Consider the following 6,590-nt stretch of genomic DNA (forward strand, 5'->3'; position numbering starts at 1 on the left):
TGGCTCTTCCGTACTTGTTATGCTAAATTAACACTTTGCCAAAGGGACTGAGGCCGTAGGCCACGCGGGGCGCGTTCGGAGCAGGGACTTCGGAGCAGGAGGAAGAGGCAGCTATATGGGAAAAATTTATGGTTAAATAGCCTCATAACCCTTACACAGTAAGCTTTTCGGGGGGGGTAAACTATAAATTTAGCATAGTAGGTACTGAAGAACCTCAAGTTTTTAGGGGCAAGATGAGTCAAGAAATTTACCGCGATTGGCGCAGTCGTTTGACTCCAATGGTTTGGCTCGAATTAGGGTTATGTTGCGATCGCAACAGAAGTCTTTACACTTACCAGAGCCGATCCGGATCAGTATGCTACTCTGGTAAACGGTGACTACATTAAAACTTCCGATACCCAGAAGCCAGAAGATTTTGACGAAACTTTCATTGATGAAGAGGCGAGTTCAAGTTAAACCCAATTCTAAACATCAAAAGATAGAAGACTCAGACGATGGGACACTCAAGGTGCATTTGAAGTCACCACCTGTAGATGGCAAGGCCAATCAGGAGTTAATTGAGTTGCTGGCTCAAAGGTTTAAAGTACCAAAGTCTCGTATCCAAATTAAGTCAGGTTTATCCTCAAGGAATAAATTGATTGAAATCAACACCAATGCCTAGCTAGCTGCAATAGGTCACCCATGACCAATACCGTCAGGATTAGCCCAAATGTAACTTAAATCCCTGGAATTGGAGGATTTAGCCGAAAATACAACCATCCAAAATCCAAAAATCCCAGTTGATAGCCTTCGTGCTAAGCACGGAGCTAGAGTCCAAACAGAGCCAGACTGACAAGCAATCGGATATGCTTAGTTTTGGTGTATTAGTATCTTATCGAAACAACACAAGTGTCAATCTCTTCATCTACTGCCCCACAAGTCAGCACACTTCAGAAAACTGTAGTTACTATCGTTATCGCCATGTCCCCTGTGGGAGTAATCGCTGCGATAGTAGTTATGTTCCTTGAGAAACTGAACGTCCAGCCTCTCGATATTGGTCTTTTTCTCGGGATGTACATCCTGAATTTCATCGGGATTACCGTCGGGTATCACAGGCTTTTTAGCCATCGTGCCTTTCATACTGGACCCTTTATAAGGGCATTCTTAGCCATTGCTGGATGTATGGCAGCTCAAGGACCAGTCACTAGCTGGGTTCACCATCATCGCTGCCATCATATTTACTCTGACCAAGACGGAGACACTCACTCACCCCATCTTCACCAGGGAGGATTTTGGGGATTTATCCAAGGGTTTTGGCATTCCCATATTGCTTGGATTGTGAATGTGGATTGGCAGCCTCCCTATAAGTATGCTCCTGACCTAATCAAGGACAAGCTGATCCGAAGAATAGACAACCTCTACGTCTTTTGGGTATTGCTGTCCCTGTTAATTCCTGGTTTCCTGGGTGGAGTCTTGACTGGTTCTGTCTCAGGAGTCTTAGGTGGTTTAATCTGGGGCGGAGCATTTCGGATTTTTCTGGTTCGTCAAATCACCTTTTGTGTCAACTCAGTTTGCCACCTGTGGGGAAACGAGCTGTTTACTACCTCTGATATGAGCAAGAACAATCCTATCGTCGCCATCTTGACCCTTGGTGAAGGGTGGCACAATAATCACCATGCTTTTCCCAACTCAGCAAGATTTGGACATTATTGGTGGCAACTTGACCTGGGTTGGTTCTTCATCCTGCTGCTTCAGCGCTTAGGACTGGCCTGGAATGTCAAATTACCATCCTCAGACCAACTGCAACCTAGAAACATCTAATCCCAGGATTAAGAATTTCAGGTGAACTACCTTTCGCTGCGCACGCCCCTCGCGAGGGGCTTTCTAATTCACGGGGTACTGTCTTGTAGACACTTGATAGATAATCTCTCTAGATGTTCCCTCCCCCTGTTAAACTAGAAAAGGCTATGTTGCTCAAAGCTAAGGTTTTAAAGCCTTGGAATTCAAGACCAAGCTGCGCTATGGTCGTGGCTAGGATGTCAAATCCAGGAGAAAAACATTCGTGCTAACACTGGGCGTAAATATCGACCATATTGCCACAATTCGTCAGGCACGGCGCACTGTAGAACCTGACCCAGTGGCAGCAGCGGTGTTGGCAGAGCTTGCTGGTGCGGATGGCATCACCGCACATCTAAGAGAGGATCGACGTCACATTCAAAATAGGGACATTGCTCTGTTAAGACAAACGGTGCGAACTCATCTGAATTTGGAAATGGCACCTACCGATGAAATGGTAGCGATCGCTCTAGATGTCAAACCCGATTACGTTACCCTCGTACCAGAAAAACGAGAAGAAGTGACTACCGAGGGAGGGCTAGATGTAGCAGGGCAAATGCCTCGCCTTACTGAGGTTGTAGCCCAGTTACAGAACACTGGCATTCCCGTTAGCTTATTTATAGACGCTGATCCCGCCCAAATCGATGCTTCTGCTAAAACAAAAGCTAAATTTATTGAGCTCCACACGGGGAGTTATGCAGAAGCTACTGATGAAGTCAGTCAGGCTAAAGAATTAAAAGTTTTGGCCTCCGGATGCCAACAAGCGATTGCTGCTGGCTTACGAGTCAATGCTGGTCATGGTCTTACCTACTGGAATGTTTACCCGGTTGCTTGTATCGAAGGTATGGAAGAACTCAATATTGGTCATAGCATCATTGCTCGGGCATCTCTGGTGGGTATAGAACGGGCGGTCAGAGAAATGAAACAAGCGATGCAAGGTAAATTTTGAGCTTTCCTCAGTAACTGAAACTATGCAAACTTACTACTACGTTTTAGCCAGTCAACAATTCCTTGAAGAAGAACCATTGGAGGAAGTACTTCGGGAACGTACCAGGCACTACCATGAACAGGAAAAAGAAATAGACTTTTGGTTAGTCAACCAGCCAGCATTCTTGGAAAGTTCCCAAATGTCCCAGGTCAAGCAGGAATGTCCGCAACCAGCAACGGCGATAATTTCTACTAATCCTAAGTTCATCACCTGGTTAAAGCTGCGCCTAGAATTTGTCAAAACTGGTGAATTTCAGGCACCATCAGATAGTATACCTGACCCTCTAGCGTCTCTGGCATCAGTTTGATGGTTAGTTTTTTGCTTCCAAGACAGTGGCTATGGGTCTACTTTCTAATCATCTATGACCAGGGAAACAATACAGTTTATTTTACAAATTTTATCGATAGCACTGGCTGCTTTAGCTGGTGTCTTTGATTCGGTTTATGCTCAACCAATAACTCCTCAATGCCAACCACCACAAAACGGTGAGTACATTTTGTTAGTGCTTAGCCGAACTAGGAAAAATCACGAACAAATTCAACGAATTTTACCCAACACTGCAAAAACTAATTTTTGTCAATATTTGGAAGACATAGTAACTCGCGTTGGGGGTTTCAGAGGGATTAACGATGCTAAAGATTGGGCACGCTATCTGGATCAGGTAGTTGGATACTCAGCTTTTGTAGTTCAATCTCCACCGTCAAGCCAGCCTAATACTATACAGACTGCTACTATACAAGGTTATACTCCTCAGGGATTGGGTGATGGTTATGCAGTTCTGGTGGACTACTTCAATCAACCAGAAGTGGCATCCCGACTAGAGCAACTACTGGGCGTCAATGTTGGCTTGGTTTCTTATGCTCAGCGACCTTACTTACTGACAGTACACACAACTAGTGAAACCCAAGCTAACTCAATCTTAAGGCGACTGAGCGCAGGGGGGTTTTGGGCAATGGTTGTTGATAGTCGCCGAGTTACCCTACTAAAACGTAAGGTGGTTCGCTTTTAACTAGTTCCGCTTGAACTAGTTAATGGCAAATTACTAATTAACATGATTAATAAGCCGTTGCTGCTATACAAGAAATAGCGATACCTAACACCAAACCAACAAGCACCTGAAAGGGTGTATGACCTAATAATTCCTTAAGGCGGTCTTCTTTCAACTCTTTGTCTTCGCTAAAAAACTGATCGATAATTTGGTTGAGAATTCGAGCTTGCTTACCGGCAGCTTGCCTGACACCAGCAGCATCATACATGACTATGATGGCAAACACTAAAGCGATCGCAAATTCTGGAGAAGCCCATCCCACCGTTTGTCCTACACCAAATGCTAAGGCAGTGACGAATGCTGAGTGAGAACTAGGCATTCCACCAGCAGTCACCAGTATCCGAAGATTAAGTTTGCGATTTTTGGTTAGATCAACCAAAAATTTAAATAGTTGAGCCACCAGACAAGCGATGAGCGCAACCAGCAACACCTGGTTGTTTAGGATGTCGCTAAAGTCCTGCATAATTATTTACTTTAAATTGGTCATTGGTCATCGGTAACTCAGCATTGGGGAAACGATTAAGGATGAAGGATCAAGTATGAAGTTATGAAGTATGTTCCCCCGATAGCGTCCCTTCTAGGGTATAATTAAGGATGAAGTATATTTGTTTTTGGTGTTCCTGTAGGCTAGGATTAAAGACTTCATCCTTTAACTTTCGTTGGCCTTACCCCAATACCAAGTACCTTAATGAGTGCGATTCACAATAAAGTCAGCGATCGCAATCAGGGGTTGAGCCTTTTCCCCAAAGGATTCAATTTGAGCTTTTGCCTCATTCACCAGCTCCTGGGCTTTGGCTTTTGATGCCTCTAGCCCCCATAGGCTAGGATAAGTAGCCTTTTGTGCTTTAATATCCTTACCTGCTGTTTTACCTAGTTCCTCCTGGGTAGCAGTTATATCTAGGATGTCATCGACAATTTGAAATGCTAAACCAATATTTTGGGCATATTTGGATAGCCTTTGTAAGTTAGCTGCCGTTGCCCCTGCCAATATTCCACCACAAACTACACAGGCTTCTAGCAAAGCACCAGTTTTATGAGTATGGATAAAGGAGAGGGTTTCTTCTTTAATATCCGACTTACCTTCTGATTCGAGATCAAGCACTTGACCCCCAACCAATCCCGATGCTCCGACTGCTTTAGCCAACCAAGCAACTACCTGCAAAACTTGGGGAGCTGGTACATTTTTAGTTTGAGCCGCCGCATATTCAAATGCATAAGCTAATAAACCATCACCTGCGAGGATGGCAATGTCCTCACCAAATACTTTGTGGTTAGTTAGTTTACCCCGACGGTAATCGTCATTGTCCATTGCTGGTAGGTCATCATGAATCAATGACATGGTATGGATCATTTCCAGAGCGCAGGAGGTTGGCATTGCCATCTCCACCGTGCCACCCATCAGCTCACAGGTAGCTAGGCACAGAATCGGGCGCAAGCGTTTACCTCCAGCCAACAGAGAATAGCGCATTGCCTCGTAAATTTTGTCCGGCTCCATTCGGGGCAGAGCCTGGTCTAAAGCTGACTCAATTAGAGCCTTTCGCTCTTTTAAGTAAGTTAGTAAGTCTAAACTTGGGGATTCCCTCTTGGGGGTAGGTCGCCCCTCCGTCGCTACCATGCCTTGATTCCTTGATTATCTGATTCCTCTAACAATTTTACGGGGCTGGGGGTCTTCTTGAAACTACCTTGTCTAATTCTCCTACTTCTCGTTTGATGAACAAAACTCTTTACTGATGCTAATTAGGATTGTCGAGTTTTGAAATTTATGAAATTTATCAGTAGCGCTAAACTAGAGTCTAACCCTCTCAAACCCAACATTTAATATGTTCGTAAAACTTACAACACAGATTTATAATAGTTTTATATTTTATAGCTTTCAGTCTTCTTAATTAGTTCTTTTGTTGACCAGGCCTGCTGTGACATGAAATTATTTTAATCATAAACAACGGTTTGATTGATTGTTGTCAATCTTCACGAGAGCAAAACTGTTCAAGAATACCTCTTTGTATAACTAAGGATCGTATTATTTAGTAGCATAGCCACTGTCATCGGTCCGACGCCACCAGGGACAGGGGTAATATATCGGGCTATTTCCTGAACAGAGTCAAAGTGGACATCTCCCAGAAGACGAGATTTTTCTTGTTGATCACTAACGCGATTGATACCAACATCAATTACGACAGCACCTGGTTTTACCATGTCACTGGTAATCAGTTGAGGTCGTCCCACAGCTGCTACCAAAATATCAGCGCGACGTGTCAGCTCCCCCAGATCTTGGGTGCGCGAATGAGCAATTGTTACTGTAGCGTTGGCTTCTAGTAGCATCAGTGCTAGGGGTTTACCTACTAAAATACTACGTCCTACCACTACTGTCTTTTGACCAGACAAATTAATCTGGTACTCTTGCAACAGGCGCATTATCCCTGCTGGTGTACAGCTACGTAAACCAGGGTCTCCCCGCAGCAGACGACCTAGATTAACAGGGTGTAATCCATCAGCATCTTTATCCGGATGGATTTGGTGCAGTAATGAAACAGCATCTAGGTGGTCGGGTAAGGGCAGCTGGAGCAGAATTCCATCTACACGCTGATCTTGATTGAGCGAGTTAATGGTTTCCTCGAGTTCTGTTTGGGAGGTGTTACTGGGAAAATGACGACCAAATGAAGCAATGCCCACCTTAGCACAGGCACGTTCCTTATTACGAACATAGGCAGCGCTAGCAGGGTTGTCACCTACCATCAA

Annotated in this window: 8 protein-coding genes; 5 read left to right on the plus strand and 3 right to left on the minus strand. The window is 44.5% G+C overall.

What is annotated here, in order from left to right; genetic code table 11:
* Positions 1-433 precede the first annotated feature (433 nt).
* The 5 genes from F6K20_RS19355 (at position 434) to F6K20_RS19375 (ending at position 3,812) form a co-directional block, all read left to right on the plus strand.
* Positions 434-661, plus strand: a complete 228-nt coding sequence (locus tag F6K20_RS19355; RefSeq protein WP_008179952.1) for a DUF167 domain-containing protein — start codon at positions 434-436, stop codon at positions 659-661.
* Positions 662-888: 227 nt separating this feature from the next.
* Positions 889-1,800, plus strand: coding sequence for an acyl-CoA desaturase (locus F6K20_RS19360; RefSeq protein ID WP_131827221.1), 912 nt, complete (start codon positions 889-891; stop codon positions 1,798-1,800).
* A gap of 241 nt (positions 1,801-2,041) precedes the next feature.
* A complete protein-coding gene (locus tag F6K20_RS19365) occupies positions 2,042-2,764 on the plus strand; it encodes a pyridoxine 5'-phosphate synthase (protein WP_008179955.1) in 723 nt (240 codons plus the stop codon).
* Between the two features lie 22 nt (positions 2,765-2,786).
* Positions 2,787-3,110 (plus strand): MgPME-cyclase complex family protein, encoded by a 324-nt coding sequence (locus F6K20_RS19370; protein WP_008179959.1) that lies wholly within the window; start codon positions 2,787-2,789, stop codon positions 3,108-3,110.
* Between the two features lie 54 nt (positions 3,111-3,164).
* Positions 3,165-3,812 (plus strand): hypothetical protein, encoded by a 648-nt coding sequence (locus tag F6K20_RS19375; protein ID WP_008179960.1) that lies wholly within the window; start codon positions 3,165-3,167, stop codon positions 3,810-3,812.
* A 46-nt stretch (positions 3,813-3,858) separates the two neighbouring features.
* Here the strand turns inward: F6K20_RS19375 and F6K20_RS19380 are convergent, their stop codons facing one another.
* The 3 genes from F6K20_RS19380 to folD form a co-directional block, all read right to left on the minus strand.
* Positions 3,859-4,314 (minus strand): divergent PAP2 family protein, encoded by a 456-nt coding sequence (locus F6K20_RS19380; RefSeq protein ID WP_008179962.1) that lies wholly within the window; start codon positions 4,312-4,314, stop codon positions 3,859-3,861.
* Positions 4,315-4,536: 222 nt separating this feature from the next.
* Positions 4,537-5,466, minus strand: coding sequence for a geranylgeranyl diphosphate synthase CrtE (gene crtE / locus F6K20_RS19385; RefSeq protein ID WP_008179964.1), 930 nt, complete (start codon positions 5,464-5,466; stop codon positions 4,537-4,539).
* Positions 5,467-5,837: 371 nt separating this feature from the next.
* A partial coding sequence (gene folD, locus F6K20_RS19390) for a bifunctional methylenetetrahydrofolate dehydrogenase/methenyltetrahydrofolate cyclohydrolase FolD (protein WP_287295691.1) occupies positions 5,838-6,590 on the minus strand: 753 nt, incomplete at its 5' end.

Origin of the sequence: Moorena sp. SIO2C4 (assembly GCF_010672485.1) — a bacterium.
Classification (GTDB): domain Bacteria; phylum Cyanobacteriota; class Cyanobacteriia; order Cyanobacteriales; family Coleofasciculaceae; genus Moorena; species Moorena producens.